Consider the following 20122-nt stretch of genomic DNA (forward strand, 5'->3'; position numbering starts at 1 on the left):
TCTTTTCTTTTCAACGTCTTGAAGCGGGGATCTTACTACCCGTTAATGCGGGATAAAATATTTATATTTAAATTAATCTAATGGTCACGTTTTGGCAATTGTTACTAAAGTTTATTATACTGTCAAGGATGGCTAGACTTGTAGCGAACTGAAAGAAGCATAGTAAATAAATATAAAATTAGAAAGGATAACAAAATGTCAGAAATACAAGATGAAATCATTTTAAGAGGGCTTAAAGAACATAATTTAAAAAATATAGATTTAAACATACCAAAAGAAAAAATCATCGTATTTACAGGTCTTTCAGGCTCAGGAAAGAGCTCAGTTGTATTCGACACCTTAGCAACAGAAAGTAGAAGACAAATGACTTTGAACTATCCTCTCTATGTCAGAAATCAAATGCCAAGATACGAAAGACCCCACGCCGATCTTATGCAAAACTTAAGCCCGGTTATAGTAGTAGAGCAAAGACCTATAGGGGGCAATTCCCGCTCAACAGTTGGCACCTACATGGATATAAATCCGTTAATTAGATTATTATTTTCAAGAGTAGGAAATCCATCAATCGGTTTTGCCAACGAGTTTTCGAGCCAAAGTTCCTTTGGCAGATGTCCAGAATGTGGTGGATATGGTGAGGTAATTGCGCCAGACCAAAATAAGATGATCGATTACGATAAGTCACTGCGAGATTATGCAGTGAAATTTAAGCCATTATCGCCTTCAGGTTGGCAAGGTAGATGGATGATGACCGGCGGATTATTCAATCCAGATAAACGTATAAAGGACTACTCCGAAGAAGAGCTTCACCTACTATTATATGGTCCCCGAGAAGGTGAAAGAGTCTATGCGCCATTTCACACAAAAAACGGACCTCAAGATCATGAGTGGGATGGGTTATTGCCCAGATTTACGCGTCTTTATATCAATAGAGATATCTCAAAGCTAAAAGAAGTCTCCCAAGATAACGTCTTAGCAGTGTCAACTCGATTCTTATGCCCAACCTGCCAAGGTTCAGGTCTAAACCCAAAAGTATTAGAGTGCAGAATAAATGGCCTAAATATCGCAGAATATGATCAATTAGAGCTTCCAGAAATACTAGAAGAACTAAAGAACATAAAAGATCCTATGGGAGAATCTATCGCACAACAAGCAATCCCACATGTAAAACAGCTAGTCGACATGGGACTAGGATATTTGAGTCTATCAAGAAAAATGGGCACCTTGTCCAGTGGCGAAGCTCAAAGGGTAAAAATCGCTCGTCATTTAGGAAGCAGTCTAAACAATATTACATACATTTTCGACGAACCAAGTGCGGGACTCCATCCAGAAGAAGTCGATATGTTAATACAAATGCTAAAAAGGCTAAAAGACCAACATAATACTGTAATCGTAATCGAACACAATCTATCAGTAATAAAAGTAGCGGATGAAATAATAGAAATGGGACCAGGAGCAGGTGTAAATGGAGGAGAAGTTGTCTATCAAGGAACATTAGAAGGACTAAAAAACTCTCCCACCGCAACAGCCCTAAACCATAAGCTAACAATAAATAAAAATCCAAGGGATATAAAAAGTTATTTTACAATAAACAGAGCAAGCAACAATAACTTAAAAAATATAAGCGTAAATATTCCCAAAAATGTCTTAGTCTCTATATGTGGAGTATCAGGTTCAGGTAAAAGCTCCTTAATGTTGGAAGCGTTCACAGAAAAATATCCAGAAACCATAATGGTAGGGCAAGGCGGCATAGGAATCTCTAATCGTTCAACCCTAGCTACATATATGGGAATAATGGATGATATTCGCGCAACATTTTCAAAAGAAACGGGACAATCAGCAGGTTTGTTCAGCTTTAACTCCCTAGGAGCATGTCCTATATGTAAAGGAAAAGGAGTCCTAACACCAGACGTAGCATTTGCAGATCCAGTGACAATTGCTTGTGAAGCATGTGACGGTACGAGATATTCAGACGAAGCATTGTCCTATCGATATCAAGATAAAAATATAGTAGAGATTTTAGATTTAACAATAGACGAGGCTATTCATTATTTTAAAATACCTAAAATCATAAAAAGAGTGCATACGCTAAAAGACGTAGGATTAGGGTACTTGACGTTGGGACAGACGACAAGTTCTCTGAGCGGAGGAGAAGTCCAGCGTCTAAAACTCGCAAGCCACTTACAAAAAGAAGGACAAATCTACCTAATAGACGAGCCGTCCTTAGGGCTACACACAGAAGATAATGAAAAACTCTTAGACGTATTTCAAAACCTCGTAAACAGAGGGAATTCTGTCATAATAATCGAACACAATTTAAACTTTATAGCGGCGGGCGATTGGGTAATAGAATTGGGTTCAGGAGGAGGTAAACAAGGTGGACAAATTATATTAGAAGGTACACCAGAGGAAATGTTAAGTGCAGAGACATTGACAGCGAAATGGTTAAAGGATGCGGTTAGAAAACATTTCACTTAAAATAATAAAGTCATGGAAATTGACTATTAATCAGAACAGATAATAACGTTTTTAAATCATAATAAATAACGGACAATTAAAAAGCTTAATTTCTCAACTTTAATATTGAGAGATTAGGCTTTTTAATATTAGAATTTCTTTAACGTTGTAAATCTGAAACTCCTGTCTCTAGGCCTTATAGTGCAAAACAACTCCTAAAGTGACAGGCTGTGATGTTTTTCCTTCTTCGTTTTCGCCGCTGTCATATAAACGAGTATGCCGATAAGTACATACACAGCGAGTGATGCATACACCGTTTTAAACCCCATACCAGCTACAGCGGCGCCAATCACGACTGCCCCCACTCCAATACCAAAATCGTAAAAAGAAAGAAAAGTAGCAGTCGCCGTTGCTTTTCTTTCAGGCCGTGCCCTAGCAATGGCAATCGTTTGAAAACTCGGAAACAAGGTGCCCCAGCCGATGCCAATCATACCCGCTGCTACGAAATAAAGAACGGCTCCATCCGCTAGACTGAGCACGATAAGACCGACCGCAAATAAGATAATCGATGGGATAATGATGATATTCTCACCGTACTGGTCAAACCAGCGTCCTGTGAATGGACGTGAAAGCACAAGTAGCACCGCGTACACGATAAAGAAATAACTAGCCATTCCGTCGATATTCAGTTCCTCTGCATATACTGGTACGAACGATAATATGGACGCATATCCTACTGAGAAAAAAGCGCCTGTCAAAGCAATCGGCAGCGCCGACTTTTCAAATAAATGTTTCGGATGTAATTTTAAACGAAACATAGAACCTAAACGGGCAGAACCTGAATGATCTGCCACCAAACTTAACCCGATGATGAATGCTATAACAGAAATAACGATGCAGGCAATATAGGCGGCGCTCATGCCCCAACCATTAAATAGCGTCAAACCAGCAAACGGTCCGATCGCCATCGCCAGATTGTTCGATAAGACAAAATAACCCATCCCTTCTCCACGCCTTGAATCGGGTATAATATTCGCGACGATCGCACCTGCCGCTGTTGTCGCCATCCCGAAACTACTTCCCTGAAAAAAACGCAGGGCAAGCAGCGCATTAAAGTTAGTCGCAACTAAATACAAAATCATCGTAACAAGATAAAGAAACAGCGACGTGACGAACACCTTTTTTCGTCCGAACATTCCAATCCATTGACCGGCAAAAGGACGGATCAAAATCGCTGCTATTAAAAAAACTGTTGTGACAAGACCGGCCTGTGCTTCTGTTCCACCTTGCCCTTGCAAAATGTAGACAGGGAGCGTCACGAGTAAAAAATAAAACGTCATAAATAAGAAAAAATTCCCTGCTGATACCCCTATAAAATCTTTTGTCCATAATTTTGTTTTATTCATGCAGCTTCCCCTTTTGCGCATTCTCTTTCACATTCATTAAACAAGATGACAATAATTGCTTCATATGCTCTCGCTGTTCATCAGGTACCCCCGTAAGCAGCCGGTCATTCATTTGAAGAATGGCTGCTTCCCACTCCGGATATATAGCTTTTGACTGTTCCGTCATCTCAATAATTTTGACGCGGCGGTCTTCTCCCTTCACTTGCTTGACATATCCTTGTTTCATTAAACGCTGGATCGTTCTTGTCATTGGTGGAGCCTCTACGGCAAGATAATCGCACAGCTCTGTTTGAGTCATTTTCCCTTTTTCCTTTAATACAAACAGGACAGACCACTGCGCCGTATAAAGACCGAACGGCTGTAATGTATGATTCGCCTGCTTCGCCAATTCACGCGATAACTGGTGAATCGTATGAAATAATTGATGCGTTTCCATAATTCCCTCCTACTTTAATTACCTAGGTAACTAATTTATCATACCACTTATTTTGGGAAACAAAAGATTTTTTAAATAAAAAAAACTGTTTCAAAAACCAGAGAGCCTGATTTTCGAAACAGTTAATCATTAATAAATTCGATCTTGTGGCCGCAATTTTTCCACAGGTGCGAATACATCTAGATGGCGGTATAAATTTTCAAATTCAGCTGGAATTTCCCCACCCAGTTCCCCATCTAAATTTACAAGTATTTTATCATGTGAATGAACGGTAATATGCTTTGCTTTCGTGTATATGACATGAGGATCATTTAAATGTTCTCCCCGCAGCGCAAGGCTGACAATACGAATAAATTCGGCTAGATTCGTTTTTTTCAATATGAGCAATGTGAACATCCCGTCATTAACAGACGAATCTGGTGCCAACTTTTCAAAGCCACCGACTGAGTTTGTTAAACCGATTAAAAAAAGAAGAGATTCCCCTTCAAACACTTGTCCGTCATATTCGATCGTCACATTGGTCGGTTTAATAGACGGAAGCATTTCAATCCCTTTTAAATAATACGCCAGCTGTCCAAGCATTGTTTTTAACTTGCTTGGTACTTCATATGTCAGCTCCGTCAAGCGTCCGCCGCCGGCAATATTAATAAAAAACCGCTCATTCATTCGGCCGACATCAACAGGAATAGTTTCACCTGCCGTAATAACATCCACTGCGCCTTGAATATCACGCGGAATATGCAATGCACGAGCGAAATCATTTGTCGTTCCCATCGGAAGCACACCGAATTTTGGTCGAAATTCGTGTCCAGCAAGCCCGTTTACAACTTCATTTAATGTACCGTCACCGCCAGCCGCAATGACCACATCAAAACCTCGTTCAACCGCGAGACGCGCCGCTTTTGTTGCATCGCCTTCACTCGTTGTCGCGTGAGCAGATGTTTCATAACCGGCACACTCTAACTTCTCAAGTGTTTCCGGCAAATGCTTACGGAACAACTCTCGGCCAGATGTTGGATTGTAAATAATTCGTGCTCTTTTCGTCATCTTTATCCCAGTCTTTCTCTCATTAATATAATCGTTCCGTAATCGTCGTCTTCAAACTACTATACACTTCCTGCCAAAGCGCCTCGTCCGTCCGATACGATTCCGTCAGCTTGCTCATCATTTCACGGCTTTTTTCGTCAAAATCAGCGTGTTCACGCGGAGGCAAAGATGATCGATAATTCGTTACCATTTCCTGCACAGCTGGTGCACGCGGACCCCATACAGCCTGCTCTTCACCTTCTTCATCGATGAAAATAAAAATGGGAATAGAACGAGACGTACCGTTTGTTAAATAGTGATCGATCAATTCCAAATTCTCATCACGATGAAGCATCCGAACATCCATATCAGCAGCTTTTGCAAGTGCCAGCAAAATCGGTACATTCATCATCGCATCGCCACACCAATCTTCAGTGATGACAATAGTACGCCAATTTGCTTCCCTCAGTTTATTCATAAGGGGAGCTTCATCGCCGGACAGATGAAACCTTTTCAATACGTGAAGCAAGTTTTCCTGATGCGTTGACATTTTTTCTATATATTGTTCGGGCGTTAACCCTTTTTCAAACCAGTTATTTAAATCCATTTTATTCCTCCGTTGCTGATTTTCTAGCCATTCCCTGATTCCATTATGCACAAAAACTACTCATTTGACAAAATCGGTTGATTTAAAGAGAGAGCAATTTTATAATAGAAGAATAGATATTAATATTTATGAATAATTATAAATAAAAATTCAAAGGAGTTTACATATGAAAGCATCAGTTATCGGCGCTTCCGGCTATGGAGGCATTGAACTTATACGTCTTTTATCCAATCATCCTGATTTTGAATTGCAGGCAATTTATTCATCGAGCAAAGAAAATGTTCCCGTAACAGAAGATTATCCACACTTAGCAGAAATTTGCCCACTTCCTCTGACAAAAATTGATCCAGTCGCCATTAAAGAAACGTCAGATGTTGTCTTTTTAGCGGTGCCATCAGGTATTGCTACTGAACTTGCACCTCAACTTGCCGGTGGTCATGCAAAAGTCGTTGATTTATCCGGTGATCTTCGCCTGAAAGAAACAGATGATTATAAAAAGTGGTACAAAAAAGAGCCTGCTGACAGAGCATTTATTGCAGATGCAGTATACGGATTGACAGAATGGAACCGTGAAAATGTAAAAACGGCGAAAGTACTCTCAAACCCGGGATGCTTTCCAACAGCGGCACTGTTAGGACTTGCACCCGTAGTAAAAAATAATTTAATCGATATGAAAAACATTGTCATTGATGCAAAATCAGGTGTATCCGGTGCTGGACGAGGATTATCACCACTCGTTCACTTCGCAGAAATGAATGATAACTTCCGCATTTATAAAGTGAATGAGCACCAGCATATTCCAGAGATTGAACAGCAATTAGCGTGGTGGAATAAAGACACTGCACCCATTACATTCTCGACTCACCTGCTTCCAGTATCTCGTGGGATTATGGCGACGATGTATGCCCCGCTCACAAGTGCTATGACAACTGAAGAAGTGTACGCACTTTACGTTGAAACATACAAAAATGATCCATTCGTCCGCGTCCGCCCTTCAAAACAGTTCCCTGGCATTAAAGAAGTCGCTGGCTCGAACTTCTGTGACATTTCTGTTGACGTGGACACACGTACCAATCGTTTAGTGATCGTCTCGGTCATCGACAACCTCGTTAAAGGTGCGGCTGGCCAGGCCATTCAAAATGCGAATTTGATGTTTAATTTTGACGAAGCATCGGGACTCAAAGGTTTCCCAATGTATCCGTAATGAAAGGATGATTTATATGAAAACAGTCGTTGTAAAATGCGGCGGCAGTGTGTTAAAAGAGCTATCGGACAGCTTTTTTTCAAGCATGACCTCACTGCTGGCAGACGGATACAAAATCGTATTTGTTCACGGCGGTGGTCCAGAAATTAACGCCATGTTAGAAAACATGAATGTGAAAAGCGAGTTTAAAAACGGGCTTCGTGTAACGTCACAAGACGTACTCAAAGCGGCAGAACTCGTCTTGTCTGGCAGTATGAACCGGAAGCTCGTCCGCTTACTAGAGGCACATGGCATTGCCGCAATTGGCTTACAGTCAAGTGATCAAGGTATTCTTACTGCCGATTTCATCAACAAGGACGATCTCGGTTTTGTCGGTGACGTAACATCTGTCAATCAAACGGTTTTAGAACTCATTTTAAAAGCGGGGCTTCTTCCTGTTTTAACACCGATCGCGAAAGGCCCAAACGGTACAGTATTGAATGTTAACGCTGATCACGCAGCAGGTGCTGCAGCCCGCGCACTTGCCGCTGATCACTTGCTCATGGTAACAGATGTAGACGGTGTGTTGGACGATGGCCAGCTTGTACCCGTTCTAACAAGTTTAGAAACGAAGAAGCTAATTGAATCTGGCGTGATAAGCGGCGGCATGATTCCGAAAGTTCAAACCGCCCTTAAAGCACTTGAAAGCTGTGAACATGTACACATCGTGTCAGGTAAAAAACCGTTTTACGAAGATGGCCGGTGGCATGGCACACAGTTTAATAAAGAGGAGGAGACAATTTGAGTCATTTATTCCCTACATATGCGCGCTGGGATGTAACACCTGTAAAAGCGAAAGGTGCTTATCTTACTGCAAAAGACGGCAAAGAATACCTTGATTTCACGTCTGGGATTAGTGTATGCAACCTTGGGCATACACCTGACAATGTAAAAAAAGCAGTGGAAAAACAGCTTGAAAAGTTTTGGCATACATCTAATTTATTTCAAATTGAATTACAAGAAAATGTCGCAAAGCAATTAACTGATGCATCTGGCCTTGATCTTGTCTTTTTCAGCAATAGCGGCGCGGAAGCAAATGAAGCCGCGATCAAACTTGCCCGCAAATCAACAGGCCGCACAAAAATCATTACGTTTATCGATTCATTCCATGGACGGACATTTGCGACGATGGCAGCAACAGGACAAGATAAAATTAAAACCGGCTTTGGCCCGATGCTTGAATCTTTTGAATACGTGAGAATGAACGACATTAAGGCGTTGAAGGCCGCGCTTGATTCAAATACAGCAGCCGTTATGTTTGAAGTCATCCAAGGCGAAGGCGGCATCAATTCAGGTGACACAGACTTTTTGCTTGAAGTTGAAAAGCTGGCTCATGCAAATGGTTCTCTTGTGATCATTGATGAAATCCAAACCGGCATCGGACGGACTGGCAAAGCGTTTGCGTTCCAGCATATTGGGCTTGATCCAGATATTATTTCTGTTGCCAAAGGGATTGCGAACGGTTTTCCTCTCGGTGCCATCGTAGGAAAAGCCGCCCTCGCTGACGCTTTTTCAGCCGGTTCACACGGCTCGACATTCGGAGGTAATCCTGTTGCTCTCGCCGCTGCAGAAGAAACATTAAACACGATTTTCAACGATTCATTTTTAGCAGAAGTATCCGCAAAGGGCGATAAGCTGAATGGATTATTAACAGAAGCTCTTTCCAACGTTGATTTCGTTAAACAGTTAAAAGGGAAAGGCCTGATGGTCGGCATCGAGCTGACGAAAGAAGCCGGCCCGTTTGTGGCAAAAGCACGTGAACAAGGATTGCTCATTTTAACAGCAGGAACACACGTATTGCGCCTTCTTCCACCGCTTAACGTCACCGATGAAGAAATTGAAAAAGCAGTCGACACGATTGCGACTGTATTACAAGAAAAAGCTGTCCAGCAAGACTCCTAATTCAAGGAGTCTCTCGGGACAGCTTTTTTATTTATCGCGCATTAACGGGCAGTAAGATCCCCATTTCAAGATATCTGAAAGAAAAGACGGATAGGTGGGGGAGGAGCGGAACGCAGACTAAGATCGTCACGTCCTGTGACAACGTCTGCATGATTCACATCCTGTGAACCTCCCCCCACTGAATGAAGTTTCACTTTATCCTACCGCTTTAGAACGAATTTGATCGAAGACAAAATCGGCGACGGCACTGACAATTGTATGCTGATCGTTATCCATCGTTGCAACATGATATGAATTCGGTAACGTCACAATTTGTTTCTTGCATGATGAAATGGACTGATAAATAAATGATGTATTTTCAGGCGGTACAACGTTGTCCTTAGCTGATTTGATGCATAATGCTGGCACATGAATACGATGCAAAAGTGACGGTACAAGCCCCATGAGCTTTTGTAGTTCACGAATGGATTGAACCGGTGCTTCCTCATACGTAATCTCGTAGACGTTCTCTTTTTTTATATCCGGCGCGCCTTCTTTAATAAAGCGCGGTGCGGGATCGTTCTGTAAATACTCAAGTGATGGGAGTGTAAGTGCGGCATTGATCGTAATGATTCCTTCAATTTCATGATGCTCGGCCGCAAATTGGAGCGTCAGCGTTCCCCCCATTGACTGCCCCATTAAGAAAATGCGTTTATTGCGTTTTTTAAGGAAACGATACGCGCGAGAGTAGCTTTCATACCAATCTTTGTGTGTGCAGCGTTCCATATCTTCTTGATGTGTCCCATGTCCTTTTAAACGCGGGGCAATAACAGAGAATCCACGTTCATTCAGCGCTTCTGCTACGTCCCGAACACTTTGTGGTGTGCCAATAAATCCGTGTGAAAGCACAATTCCAATATCATTTCCTTCAAGGTAAAAGGACTCTGCTCCTGGCATGACTGCATACTCTTCTCTCATAATCATTTCCTCCTTTTTTAATTCCGATTATTTTTATTGGTTATATATAATTTAATATATCTTTTCCTATAAGTCAAGTCGGGATTTAAAATTCAACAAAACCGCCGGTACATAACCGGCGGCCCCGTCTATACATTATCGCTTAGTAATTTCCTCTGCAAGCAATTTGTTGATTGCCTGCGGATTTGCCTGTCCTTTTGATGCTTTCATAATTTGGCCGACAAGGAAGCCGATTGCTTTTTTCTTGCCGTCTTTAAAGTCTGCGATTGACTGCGGGTTCGCATCGAGCGCATCATTAACGAATTTCAAAAGAGCGGATTCATCTGAAATTTGAACCAATCCTTTTTCTTTTACAATCTCTTCAGCATCACCGCCGTTTTCAATCAGTTCTTTAAAAACAGTCTTGGCAATTTTGGATGAAATCGTTCCTTTTTCAAGAAGTGAAATCATACCCGCTAGGTTATCAGGTGTCAATTTTGTTTCAGCCAGCTCTTTTCCTTCCGCATTCAAATATGCAGGTACTTCACCCATTAACCAGTTAGATGCCAGTTTTGCGCCGGCACCGGCTGCGGCTGTCGCTTCAAAGAAATCCGCAATTTCTTTTGACATGGTGAGTACTTTTGCATCGTGGGCTGGAAGTCCAAGTTCGTCCATATACCGCTTTTTGCGTGCATCTGGAAGCTCTGGAATAGTCGAGCGAACGCGTTCTTTCCACTCGTCGTCAATGTACACCGGCAGAAGATCTGGTTCCGGGAAGTAACGGTAATCGTCTGATCCTTCTTTCACACGCATGAGCAGTGTTTTGCCTGTCGATTCATCAAAGCGGCGTGTTTCTTGATCGACTTTTCCGCCTGATGAGATAACTTCAGCTTGCCGTTTTTCTTCATATTCGAGCCCTTTACGTACAAAGTTGAATGAGTTTAAATTTTTCAATTCCGTTCTCGTACCAAATTCTTTCTGTCCAAATGGACGGATGGATATGTTCGCATCACAGCGAAGCGATCCCTCTTCCATTTTACAGTCTGATACTTCTGTATATTGAATAATCGCTTTTAATTTTTCCAAAAACGCATATGCTTCTTCCGGTGAACGAATATCCGGCTCAGATACGATCTCAACAAGCGGCGTGCCTTGGCGGTTATAATCACATAAAGAGTGCTTGCCTGCGTGCGTCAGTTTACCGGCATCTTCTTCTAAGTGAAGACGCGTAATGCCGATTCGTTTCGTTTCGCCGTTCACTTCAATTTCAACCCAGCCATGTTCGCCAATTGGCTTGTCATTTTGCGAGACTTGATACGCTTTCGGATTGTCCGGGTAAAAATAGTTTTTACGGTCCCAGATGGATTCTTCGGCAATTTCACAGTTGATCGCCATTGCGGCTTTCATCGCATATTCAACAGCCGTTTCATTCATGACCGGCAAAACACCCGGGTAGCCTAGGTCAATAACCGTTGTATTTGTATTTGGTTCCGCACCAAAATGGGCCGGTGCCGATGAAAAGATTTTTGAATTGGTTTTTAATTCAACGTGGACTTCAAGTCCGATAACTGTTTCAAATTCCACCTTATACCCTCCTTTACAACTCTGGTTTTTCTTTATGAAAATCAGTCGCCTGCTCATACACATGCGCGACACGGTAAACAGTTTTTTCGTCAAAATGACGGCCGATAATTTGCAGACCAAGCGGCATTCCATCAGAGAATCCACAAGGAACCGAAATACCTGGTACGCCTGCTAAGTTAACCGGAATCGTCAAAATATCATTCGCATACATCGTAAGTGGATCGTCAATGATTTCACCGATTTTAAAGGCTGGTGTTGGCGTTGTTGGTCCAATGATGACATCATAGTTTTCAAAGACATCTTCAAAGTCTTTTTTAATAAGCGTGCGTACTTGCTGTGCTTTTTTATAATATGCATCGTAATAGCCCGAACTTAATGCAAATGTGCCCAGCATAATCCGACGCTTTACTTCGTCGCCAAAGCCTTCTGCACGTGTTTTTTTATATAAATCAATTAAGTTCTCCGCATTTTCAGCACGGTAGCCATAACGGATTCCGTCAAAACGGGCAAGGTTGGACGATGCTTCAGATGACGCGAGTAAATAGTATGTAGCGACGCCATATTTCGAATGTGGAAGTGATACTTCTTCCCAACTAGCACCTTGTCCTTCTAGCACTTTCAAAGCAGCTAACACAGACTGCTTCACTTCCTCTGAAACCCCTTCACCGAGATATTCTTTCGGCACTGCAATGCGCAGTCCCTTCACATCTCCAGTTAAGTTTTTCGCAAAAGATTCACCTGGCACGTTTGCTGAAGTCGTATCGTACGGATCAACACCGACAATCGCTTCAAGCAAGTGCGCATTATCTTCTACATTGCGTGTAATCGGACCAATCTGGTCAAGCGATGATGCAAATGCGATTAAGCCAAAGCGGGATACACGGCCATAGGTCGGTTTCATGCCGACAACGCCACAAAATGAAGCGGGCTGGCGAATCGATCCGCCTGTATCGGAACCGAGTGAAAACGGTACTTCACCTGCTGCAACAGATGCGGCAGAGCCACCAGACGAACCACCCGGCACGCGATCTAGATTCCATGGATTACGTGTTTTCTGGTAGCTTGAGTTTTCCGTCGAAGATCCCATCGCAAATTCATCCATATTTAATTTACCGACTGTAATTGTGCCTGCTTCCCGCAGTTTATTGACAACCGTCGCATCATAAATCGGGTCGAAATTATAAAGAATCTGGCTCGCCGCTGTTGTGCGTAGACCTTTTGTAACAATGTTATCTTTCACACCAATTGGCACGCCGTTTAAAATCCCCGTTTTGCCTGATTCCTGCAATTCTTTCGCTTGATTGCGGGCATTCTCTTCATCAAGCGTTAAAAATGCTTTCACATCTCCGTCTATTGCTGCGATTCGTTTAAACGATTCATCAACAAGGTCCGGTATAGTGATTTCTTTTTTATGTAACATTGACTGAATCTCATTCAGTTTATGATCAAATAATGACACTCTCTCTCCTCCTTATTCGATAATAGATGGTACACGGATTTGTCCGTCCTGCTGATCCGGTGCATTTTTCAATACGTCTTCGCGATCAAGTCCAAGCTCTGATTTATCTTCGCGAAGCACATTTTTCATATTGAAAACATGTGACGTTGGTTTAACGTTTGATGTATCAAGTTCATTTAGCTGCTCAGCAAATGTAATAATCGCATCGAGTTGTTCTGTAAATTTATGCACTTCTTCATCCGTTACTGCCAGTCGCGCCAGATGCGCTACGTGTCGTACTTGCTCCTCAGAAATTCGTGTCAATGTAATCCACCTCCGTAAAAAGTATCGGCATTCTTTTGTTTGCACAAAGTTTATCCCGCCTTAACGGGCAGTAAGATCCCCCTTCAAGAATTCGAAAAGAAATGAAGGATTCACTGCGGGATCAATTGCCCGTAAAAGCCCGATTCGTTCGAGCCGGCTAAAGCCCGGTCACTCAAGTATTGCCGCAGGACTCGGTGCTCTTTACCCGAGTTCCTTTTCATTCAGTAGGGAAAGAACCCCCCCCCATTAAATGAAGTTTCACTTTATTTTACCATGATTTCATCTTTCATTCATAATTGTTCAGAGAAAAAGAGAAACCACCTTGAAATTCAAGGCAGTTCCGTGTCCGGTGCCAGTTGATCTTCCTGATTTCTTCAATCAAAAAACATCTTAAATACTGATGTAATCAGCTTTTGAGATGTTTTCCTCTTTTACATTATGAGTAGCAAACTTAAAGCCATGACAATCATTCCCGAGACGACACCATAAATAGCAAGATGCGTCTGATCGTATTTTTGCGCGGCCGGCAGCAATTCATCAAGAGAAATAAACACCATGATCCCCGCTACACCAGCAAATATCATCCCAAACATCGTATCTGTTAAATAGGGCAGTAAAATGAGCCAGGCAAAGAGAGCCCCGATCGGTTCAGAGAGTCCCGATAAAAAGGACCACTTAAACGCTTTTTTCCGGTCGCCTGTTGCAAAGTAAAGAGGAACAGCAACCGCAATGCCTTCCGGGATATTATGAATTGCAACAGCGACTGCAATGGCGATGCCAAGATTCGGGTCCTGTATGGTTGAAGCGAACGTCGCAATCCCTTCCGGAAAATTATGAATCGCAATCGCAACTGCCGTAAAGATCCCCATCTTTTTCAAGCGTGCATATTCATCATGTGTCGGTTCCATGTGGAATTCTTCCACTGTTTTAACATTATGGGGATTCCCAACGGATGGAATGAATCGATCAATAAGCGCAATAACAACCATCCCACTAAAAAAGCCGATAACTGTCAACCAGTAGCCTGTTGATTCTCCATGTTCCCCGACTAACGCATCTTTTGCTTTCACAAATATTTCGACCATTGATACGTAAATCATGACACCCGCTGAAAATCCGAGTGACCAGGCAAGAAACTTCGTATTGGTACGCGATGTGAAAAACGCCAGCGCACTGCCTATACCCGTTGCCATTCCAGCAAACAATGTTAAACCTAATGCCAGTAAAACATTCTCGTCCATACACACCCTCCCTTTATCCCCTTTTTAATTATTGTATGTGAAAATTTGTCCTCATACAATTTTTATACCAGTCAAAAAAAGCCTGATTTGACGAAATTGGTCAAATCAGGCTTCTCCTCTTATTCATAAATGTGAACGTCGGGTTCCTCTTCATTGGCTTCTTTGACGATGAGCGCTTCCACCCCACTCATTGACGTAATGCTTACTTCAATTGGCACATACGCCGGAAAATGATCCATAATAAGCCCGGTTACGAACTGTGTAAATCCAATTGTTTCTGCTTTTCCGTAAAATTGAATTGGGATTTCAATTTTCAAACTGGATAATTCACCACCGCTGTAAAGCGCACGGCCGATAACCCCATTAAAGTTATCAAAATACTTCTCCATATCCTGCTTAAAGTTCAAAAAATATGTCGCATCATCTCGATGTGCTTCTTCTGCTGCAGTTGATGGAAACAGAACATATTCTTCGTTAATACTTTTCCAGTCATTCGTTTCTGTTTTGCCTGCATCCAAGTGTGTATAAGCAATAAAGTTGCCTGCTGTAACCGAATTTTTCGGTGCCTGTTGAAATAATGCAATCGTCACTGGCACATTTTTCGTTTTGTCCATCGTCCGAAGACGCGCGGCAACTTGCGCGGCAATTTTCTTTCCTTCTTCTTCAATCGTTTCATCTGGAATCGTAAATTCATACTCAGCACCATATTGTTCTTTTTGATAATAGTGAACCGAATTTAGTGCAAGACCGATGACGATCCCGTCCAGTTGCAATGAATTATCTTCTTTTTTCGTTAAATAATTTTGCTCCATAATATGTGCCAAATAAATCGGTGCCCGTTCATTTCGTTCATCCACAGAGCCCTCACCCGTATCAATCGGATTCAGTCCCAAATTTTCTTCTGCTGTCATTTCTTTTTCTGCCAGCTGAGCATCTGTATATTTCCGTCTCAGCCATGAGCGAACAACATCCGCTTCAAGCGTTTGTCCATCACGAAAGAAATGCGTCTTCGGTGAAAAATTTTCTTGTGCAATCCTCATTAGCCCCGTTTCAAATTCAACGATATCATAGCGAGTATTTAAATTAGACACAATCATCCCACGAGCCTTTCCCTCTTCAAAGGGCACGAGCGTTCGGTAAAAGTTTTCCGAAATTTGATAGCTCGGAATAATGGCTGTCTGCTCTTCACCATTTCCCTGTGTCACTTCATCTTTATTTTGCAAAGCCGGTGCACATCCTGTTATGAGCAGTATAGCGGACATTGCTGTGAGAATCCATTTCACCTTCAAAAAAGCCACCTCTTATTTCATAAGTTCATCCATTAATTGTTGTTCGTTCCAGACATCCACACCGAATTTTTCTGCTTTTTCAAGCTTTGAACCAGCTTCTGCACCGGCGATGACAAGGTCTGTTTTTTTGCTGACGCTTCCTGCAACATTACCCCCAAGCGCTTCAATCCGCTCTTTCGCTTCGTTTCGTGTCAGCTGCTCAAGTTTGCCTGTCAAGACGACAGTCTTTCCTGCAAACGGCGAATCCCCTTCTGCCACTTGAACCCGCATTGGTCCATCGTACGTCATGTTAACACCAGCTGTCTTCAATTTCTCGATTAATTCCGCTACTTCTGGCTGTTCAAAATACAGAACGATCGCATCAGCCATCTTACTGCCAATTTCATGAATCGCTGTCAAATCTTCTTCAGATGCTTCTTTTAATCGATCGATTGTGCCAAATTCCATTGCGAGCGTTTTCGCTGCTTTGGCTCCAACATGGCGGATACCCAGTCCAAACAATAATCGTTCAAGTGAATTTTGTTTGGACAATTCGATTGCTGCCAGTAAATTATCAGCTGACTTCTCCCCCATTCGTTCAAGCTGAATGAGAGCCTCTTTTTCTAAAGTATACAAATCTGCGACGTCTTTAATTAGATTTTCACGATAAAGCAGGGCAATGACTTTTTCACCTAAACCGTCAATATTCATTGCGTTACGTGCAACAAAATGATTCATTCCTTCACGAATTTGCGCTGGACATTGCGGATTGATACAACGTAGCGCCACTTCTTCCTCTAGCCGAACAAGTTCGCTGCTGCATTCCGGACATTCGGCCGGCATGTGAAACTCCTCTTCTTCGCCTGTACGGCGGTCTAGCAAAACACTGACGACTTCTGGAATAATATCCCCTGCTTTTTTCACAACAACCATATCGCCAATGCGAATATCTTTTTCGCGAATTAAATCTTCGTTATGAAGCGATGCGCGTCCAACTGTCGTTCCAGCAATATGTACCGGCTGTAGTACTCCTGTCGGTGTCACAACACCTGTTCTTCCGACACTTAACATGATACCAGTCAACTTTGTGACGACTTCTTCAGCCGGAAATTTATAAGCGATTGCCCAGCGGGGACTTTTCGCCGTAAAACCAAGCTCGTCTTGCTGGCTGAGTGAATTCACTTTGACGACAATCCCATCAATTTCATAAGGCAGGTCCATCCGCTTTTCCGACTGCCTTTTCACATAGTCAATAACATCTTCAATCGTTTTACATACTTGGCGTTCTTTATTTGTTTTAAATCCCAGAGAATCTAACAAATCAAGCCCTTCACTATGAGATTCCGCATCGATTGCTTCCGGGTTTCCAATACTGTAAAGATAAATGTCCAAGTTGCGTTGGGCCGCAATACGTGGATCGAGCTGGCGCAGTGATCCCGCTGCTGCGTTACGTGGATTAGCGAATGGTTCTTCACCGCGCTCATCTCGAATGCAATTAAGTGCGATAAACGACTGCTTCGGCATGAATGCTTCACCACGTACTTCTATTGTATACGGCTTTTTCAGACGAAGCGGGATGGAATGAATCGTTTTTAAATTAGCCGTAATATCTTCACCCGTCGTCCCATCGCCGCGCGTCGCCCCTTGTACAAACAAGCCATCCTCATACTTCAGCGCTACCGCAAGACCATCAATTTTCAATTCACATACGTATGAATAAGCAGCATCACCAATCGACTGGCTGACACGCCGGTCAAAATCATGCAGGTCTGCTTCATCGAATGCATTGCCAAGACTTAACATCGGCACATCATGACGCACTTTCTGAAACGCATCAAGCACTGCACCGCCTACACGCTGCGTCGGTGAATCCGGTGTTTGCAACTGAGGGTACTCTGATTCAATAGTAGACAACTCTTTTAAAAGCCGATCATATTCTGAATCAGGAACGGTCGGTCGGTCGATCACATAATATTCGTAGCTATATTTATTTAATGTATCATGAAGTTCCTGTACACGCTGTTCAGCCGCTTTTACATCCATACTCGTCGTCCTTTCTATTACGCTTTTTCGATTGGTGCAAATTGAGCTAGTAGCCGTTTAATGCCTGTTGGACTTGGAAATGCAATATCGAGTTCTGTACTGTCGCCGCTTCCTTTCACCGACACGACGGTGCCTATTCCCCACTTTTTATGCATTGCTTTATCGCCCACTTTCCAGTTTAACTGAGCAGCCTCATTCGGTTGCGGACGCATAACAGGGCGGCTCTTCTGTCCAAATGAGGCTGGTTTTTTGGCCTGTCGTTTTGGGTTTTCAGATTCAAGCAGCTCTTCCGAAATTTCGCTAATAAAGCGGGATACCGGATTCATATTCGTCCGGCCATACAGTGTCCGCATTTCGGCATTCGTCATGTACAGCTCATTTTCAGCTCTGGTAATCCCAACATACGCCAATCTTCTTTCTTCTTCCATTTCTTCTTCTTCCATTATTGAGCGGCTATGGGGAAAGACACCTTCTTCCATACCGATTAAAAAGACGATTGGAAACTCGAGTCCTTTCGCAGAATGAAGTGTCATAAGCACGACAGATTCCGTTGATTCTTCTTCTTTGCCAAGCTTGTCTATATCTGCGACGAGGGCGAGATCCGTCAAAAAAGCAACGAGCGTTTTATCTTCGCTTGATTCTTCAAACGCTTTTGTAACAGACAAAAACTCTTCAATGTTCTCAATTCTCGTCTGTGATTCAATTGTTTTCTCCGCTGCTAACATGTCCACGTAGCCGGTACGATCAATAACTTGTTCTACAAGCTCCGAAACTGACAAATACTCTTGCTGCTGTGTGTAGATATTAATGATGTCACGAAAACTAGCCGCGGCATTTGCTGCTTTTCCACTAAGCCCTATAAAATCCACTTCTGAAAGGGCCTTATACATCGAAATATCATGTTCTTGCGCGTAGCGGGCAATTTTATCAAGCGACGTCGATCCAAGCCCTCGCTTCGGTACATTAATAACACGCGAAAGGCTAATATCATCATCCGGATTTGCAATAAGACGCAAATATCCAAGTAAGTCTTTAATCTCTTTTCGGTCATAGAACTTAATACCGCCGACGATTGTATAGTCAATATTCGACTTCATAAGCGTTTCTTCAATAAGACGTGACTGAGCATTCGTCCGGTACAGCACTGCAAATTCGGACAATTTCCTTCCTGCTGCACCTATATCTTTTATTTTCCGAGCAACAAATTCTGCTTCCGTCCGCTCACTGTCTGCACGAAAATAAGCGATTTTTTTGCCATCTGAATTTTCCGTCCAGAGCTTCTTCGGCTTCCGATTTGAATTATTTTCAATCACTTCATTTGCTGCCTGCAAAATCCGTTTCGTCGAGCGATAATTTTGCTCAAGAAAAATGGCTTTCGCATGCGGATAATCTTTTTCAAATGATAAAATATTCGCAATATCCGCGCCCCGCCAGCGATATATACTCTGATCACTGTCACCGACGACGCATAAATTTTGAAAACGGCTCGCCAGTAATTTCACAAGTGTATATTGGGATTTATTTGTATCTTGATACTCATCGACATGAATGTATTGAAATTTCCGCTGATAAAATTCGAGTACTTCCGGCACACGCTCAAACAGGCGAATCGTCAACATAATTAAATCGTCAAAATCAAGCGCTTGGTTTTTTTTCAAACGCTTTTCATATTCTGCATACACGTCAGACGTTACTTTATCCTGATACCCACCTTGCTGTCTTGCAAAAGAAGCTGCGTCAATAAGTATATTTTTCGATGAACTAATAGCCCCCAGCAAAGCGCGCGGATCAAATTTTTTCGGGTCAATGTTCTGGTCTTTTAAAATACTCTTCAATACCGATAATTGATCCGCTGTGTCTAAAATCGTAAAATTCCGGCTATAGCCGATCCGGTCAATATCACGGCGCAAAATACGTACGCACATCGAGTGAAATGTTGACATCCAGATCTCTTCTGATACACCGCCGAGCAGCGCTCCAATACGATCTTTCATTTCGCGCGCCGCTTTATTTGTAAATGTCAGCGCAAGAATATTATATGGATTTACTTCTTTTTCTACAATTAAGTACGCAATCCTATGTGTCAAGACGCGTGTTTTACCCGAGCCGGCACCCGCCATAATTAAAAGCGGTCCTTCTGTTGTTTTAACGGCTTCCTGCTGTTCTGGATTTAAGCCCTTCAATAATCGATCTGTTAAAAACTGCATACTGCCA

Annotated in this window: 16 protein-coding genes; 4 read left to right on the forward strand and 12 right to left on the reverse strand. The window is 42.5% G+C overall.

The window, feature by feature from the left end:
• Window positions 1-195 precede the first annotated feature (195 nt).
• Entirely contained in the window at window positions 196-2475 is a 2280-nt protein-coding gene (locus tag BLL40_RS12290; protein WP_073712199.1) for an ATP-binding cassette domain-containing protein, read from the forward strand.
• A gap of 194 nt (window positions 2476-2669) precedes the next feature.
• Here BLL40_RS12290 and BLL40_RS12295 read toward each other — a convergent pair whose 3' ends face one another.
• From BLL40_RS12295 to BLL40_RS12310, 4 genes are all read right to left on the reverse strand, one after another.
• A complete protein-coding gene (locus tag BLL40_RS12295; protein WP_073712200.1) occupies window positions 2670-3860 on the reverse strand; it encodes an MFS transporter in 1191 nt (396 codons plus the stop codon).
• On the reverse strand, window positions 3853-4296 hold the full coding sequence (locus tag BLL40_RS12300) for a MarR family winged helix-turn-helix transcriptional regulator (RefSeq protein ID WP_073712201.1): 444 nt from the start codon (window positions 4294-4296) through the stop codon (window positions 3853-3855). The genes BLL40_RS12295 and BLL40_RS12300 overlap by 8 nt, the downstream gene beginning before the upstream one ends.
• Before the next feature lie 129 nt (window positions 4297-4425).
• Complete coding sequence (locus tag BLL40_RS12305) at window positions 4426-5343, reverse strand: diacylglycerol kinase (protein WP_073712202.1); 918 nt, start codon at window positions 5341-5343, stop codon at window positions 4426-4428.
• A 22-nt stretch (window positions 5344-5365) separates the two neighbouring features.
• Complete coding sequence (locus BLL40_RS12310; protein ID WP_073712203.1) at window positions 5366-5929, reverse strand: thioredoxin family protein; 564 nt, start codon at window positions 5927-5929, stop codon at window positions 5366-5368.
• A gap of 166 nt (window positions 5930-6095) precedes the next feature.
• On the opposite strand from BLL40_RS12310, the gene argC reads away from it, so the two are divergent.
• Genes argC through BLL40_RS12325 form a run of 3 tightly spaced genes read left to right on the forward strand, consistent with a single transcriptional unit; the run spans window position 6096 to window position 9074 of the window.
• Window positions 6096-7133 carry an N-acetyl-gamma-glutamyl-phosphate reductase gene (gene argC, locus BLL40_RS12315; protein WP_073712204.1) on the forward strand — a complete coding sequence of 346 codons (1038 nt, stop codon included), beginning with the start codon at window positions 6096-6098 and terminating at the stop codon, window positions 7131-7133.
• A gap of 16 nt (window positions 7134-7149) precedes the next feature.
• The gene (argB, locus tag BLL40_RS12320) at window positions 7150-7917 is read left to right on the forward strand and encodes an acetylglutamate kinase (protein ID WP_073712205.1); all 768 of its coding nucleotides are present in this window, start codon (window positions 7150-7152) and stop codon (window positions 7915-7917) included.
• The gene (locus BLL40_RS12325; RefSeq protein ID WP_073712206.1) at window positions 7914-9074 is read left to right on the forward strand and encodes an acetylornithine transaminase; all 1161 of its coding nucleotides are present in this window, start codon (window positions 7914-7916) and stop codon (window positions 9072-9074) included. Before argB ends, BLL40_RS12325 begins: the two co-directional genes overlap by 4 nt.
• A gap of 195 nt (window positions 9075-9269) precedes the next feature.
• Here the strand turns inward: BLL40_RS12325 and BLL40_RS12330 are convergent, their stop codons facing one another.
• The 8 genes from BLL40_RS12330 to pcrA all read right to left on the reverse strand — a co-directional run bounded on the left by BLL40_RS12330 (window position 9270) and on the right by pcrA (window position 20115).
• Window positions 9270-10031, reverse strand: a complete 762-nt coding sequence (locus tag BLL40_RS12330) for an alpha/beta hydrolase (RefSeq protein ID WP_073712207.1) — start codon at window positions 10029-10031, stop codon at window positions 9270-9272.
• Between the two features lie 135 nt (window positions 10032-10166).
• Window positions 10167-11594 carry an Asp-tRNA(Asn)/Glu-tRNA(Gln) amidotransferase subunit GatB gene (gene gatB / locus BLL40_RS12335; RefSeq protein WP_073712208.1) on the reverse strand — a complete coding sequence of 476 codons (1428 nt, stop codon included), beginning with the start codon at window positions 11592-11594 and terminating at the stop codon, window positions 10167-10169.
• 13 nt (window positions 11595-11607) lie between these two features.
• Window positions 11608-13053 (reverse strand): Asp-tRNA(Asn)/Glu-tRNA(Gln) amidotransferase subunit GatA, encoded by a 1446-nt coding sequence (gatA, locus tag BLL40_RS12340; RefSeq protein ID WP_073712209.1) that lies wholly within the window; start codon window positions 13051-13053, stop codon window positions 11608-11610.
• A gap of 12 nt (window positions 13054-13065) precedes the next feature.
• The gene (gatC, locus tag BLL40_RS12345) at window positions 13066-13356 is read right to left on the reverse strand and encodes an Asp-tRNA(Asn)/Glu-tRNA(Gln) amidotransferase subunit GatC (RefSeq protein WP_073712210.1); all 291 of its coding nucleotides are present in this window, start codon (window positions 13354-13356) and stop codon (window positions 13066-13068) included.
• 431 nt (window positions 13357-13787) lie between these two features.
• Window positions 13788-14597 (reverse strand): zinc transporter ZupT, encoded by an 810-nt coding sequence (gene zupT, locus BLL40_RS12350; protein WP_073712211.1) that lies wholly within the window; start codon window positions 14595-14597, stop codon window positions 13788-13790.
• Between the two features lie 119 nt (window positions 14598-14716).
• Window positions 14717-15886, reverse strand: coding sequence for a CamS family sex pheromone protein (locus BLL40_RS12355; RefSeq protein ID WP_245797947.1), 1170 nt, complete (start codon window positions 15884-15886; stop codon window positions 14717-14719).
• A gap of 12 nt (window positions 15887-15898) precedes the next feature.
• Window positions 15899-17908: an NAD-dependent DNA ligase LigA gene (gene ligA, locus BLL40_RS12360; RefSeq protein WP_073712212.1), complete on the reverse strand. Its 2010-nt coding sequence runs from the start codon at window positions 17906-17908 to the stop codon at window positions 15899-15901.
• Window positions 17909-17925: 17 nt separating this feature from the next.
• Window positions 17926-20115, reverse strand: coding sequence for a DNA helicase PcrA (gene pcrA, locus BLL40_RS12365; RefSeq protein ID WP_073712213.1), 2190 nt, complete (start codon window positions 20113-20115; stop codon window positions 17926-17928).
• Window positions 20116-20122: the final 7 nt, after the last annotated feature.

It is taken from the genome of Domibacillus mangrovi, from assembly GCF_001906925.1.
Classification (GTDB): Bacteria; Bacillota; Bacilli; order Bacillales; family Domibacillaceae; genus Domibacillus; species Domibacillus mangrovi.